Annotated in this window: 2 protein-coding genes; both read left to right on the top strand. The window is 64.5% G+C overall.

What is annotated here, in order from left to right; genetic code table 11:
* Window positions 1-86: 86 nt before the first annotated feature.
* Window positions 87-1,370, top strand: a complete 1,284-nt coding sequence (locus EOA38_RS34775; protein WP_127301354.1) for a lipoprotein-releasing ABC transporter permease subunit — start codon at window positions 87-89, stop codon at window positions 1,368-1,370.
* The gene (locus EOA38_RS34770; RefSeq protein WP_189349996.1) at window positions 1,367-2,050 is read left to right on the top strand and encodes an ABC transporter ATP-binding protein; all 684 of its coding nucleotides are present in this window, start codon (window positions 1,367-1,369) and stop codon (window positions 2,048-2,050) included. Before EOA38_RS34775 ends, EOA38_RS34770 begins: the two co-directional genes overlap by 4 nt.
* The last annotated feature ends 33 nt before the right edge of the window (window positions 2,051-2,083 follow it).

Here is a 2,083-nt window from a genome sequence, read left to right as displayed (position 1 = left end):
GGGGAGGTCGAGATCAAGAACCGCCGCAGCGGAGAGCGTGAGACGCTGCCGATCGCCGAGGCCAAGAAGCGCCTGGGTATAGCCTGATGAGCGAGGCGGCTGCAGCCCGAAAGTCGGCAGGCGCCTTTTCAGGCTTCGAGCGCATGGTGGCGTGGCGCTACCTGCGTTCGCGCCGCAAGGAGACGGTGATCTCGGTCATCGCCTCGATCTCGTTCCTCGGCATCATGCTTGGCGTCGCGACGCTGATCGTCGTCATGGCGGTGATGAACGGTTTTCGCGCCGAGCTGCTGACCCGCATCCTCGGCGTCAACGGCCATCTGATCGTGCAGCCGCTCGATTCGCCGCTGGAGGACTACGCCCAGGTGGCGAGCCGCATCAACGGCGTTGCCGGCGTCAAATACGCCATCCCGCTGATCGACGGACAGGTGCTGGCGCAGGGCAATGTCGGCGGCGGTGTGGGCGCGCTGGTGCGCGGCATCCGCGGCGAAGATCTCGGCAAGATCGCGATCGTGTCCGGCAACATCAAGCAGGGTACGCTGGAAGGCTTCGATACCGGCGAAGGTGTGGCGATCGGCAAGCGCATGGCCGAGAATCTCGGCCTCGTGCTCGGCGACACGATCACGCTGATCTCGCCGGAAGGCGACGTCACCCCGCTCGGCACCACGCCGCGCATGAAGGGCTACAAGATCACGGCGATCTTCGAGGTCGGCATGTCGGAATATGACAGCTCGATCGTCTACATGCCGTTTTCGGAAGCGCAGCTCTATTTCAACATGGACGGGCGGGCGCAGACCATCGAGATCTATGTCGACAACCCCGACAATGTCGACGCGCTGAAGCCGCTGGTCGAACAGGCGGCGCAGCGGCCGATCGACCTCGTCGACTGGCGCCAGCGCAACGAGACCTTCTTCTCGGCGCTGCAGGTCGAGCGCAACGTCATGTTCATGATCCTGACGCTGATCGTGCTGGTGGCGGCGCTCAACATCATTTCCGGCCTCGTCATGCTGGTGAAGGACAAGGGCCATGACATCGCCATCCTGCGCACGATGGGGGCTTCGCGCGGCGCGATCCTGCGCATCTTCCTGATGACGGGGGCCGCGATCGGCGTGACCGGGACCATCGCCGGCGTGCTGCTCGGCGTGGTCATCTGCCTCAACATCGAATCGATCCGCCAGTTCTTCTCCTGGATGACCGGCAGGATCCTGTTCAATCCCGAGCTCTATTTCCTCAGCCAACTGCCTGCGAAGATGGATCCGCGCGAGACCACCTATGTCGTTATCATGGCGCTCGCCTTATCCTTCCTGGCCACGCTGTTTCCTGCCTGGCGGGCGGCTAGGCTCGATCCGGTCGAAGCCTTGAGGTACGAGTGATGGCCGAAGCCATTATCGAGCTGAAGGGCGTCGAGCGGCACTATGTCCAGGGGCCCCGCAAGCTGACTATTCTCAACGGCGCCGACTTTTCGCTGCGTCGCGGCGAGATGGTGGCGCTGGTGGCGCCATCGGGCTCCGGCAAGTCGACCTTGCTGCATACGGCGGGACTGCTCGAGCGCCCGGACGCGGGGGACGTGATCCTTGCCGGCCGTGCCTGTGGCCGGCTCTCCGACGAAGAACGCACGGCGATCCGCCGCAACGATATCGGCTTCGTCTATCAGTTCCATCATCTGCTGCCGGAGTTCTCGGCCATCGAAAACATCATGATGCCGCAGTTGATCAAGGGACTTCCCCCCAAGGAGGCGTCGGAGCGGGCGGCACAGCTTCTCGACTACATGCAGATCGGCAAGCGCGCGCAGCACCGGCCGGCCGAGCTTTCCGGCGGCGAACAGCAGCGCGTGGCGATCGCGCGCGCCGTCGCCAACGCGCCGCTGGTGCTTCTCGCCGACGAGCCGACCGGCAATCTCGATCCGACGACCGCCTCCTATGTCTTCGACGCGCTGGAGGCGCTTGTCAGGCAATCGGGGCTGGCGGCGTTGATCGTCACCCACAATCACGAGCTGGCCTCGCGCATGGACCGGCGGGTGACGCTGGCCGAGGGCAAGGTGGTTCCGCTGTAACCCGTGTGTCGAGGTGTAAATCTGGGGGGGCAC

This window comes from Mesorhizobium sp. M1E.F.Ca.ET.041.01.1.1, assembly GCF_003997355.1.
Classification (GTDB): domain Bacteria; phylum Pseudomonadota; class Alphaproteobacteria; order Rhizobiales; family Rhizobiaceae; genus Mesorhizobium.
Note: the sequence above shows the minus strand (reverse complement) of the source record. Positions and strands in the feature narration are given on the sequence as shown.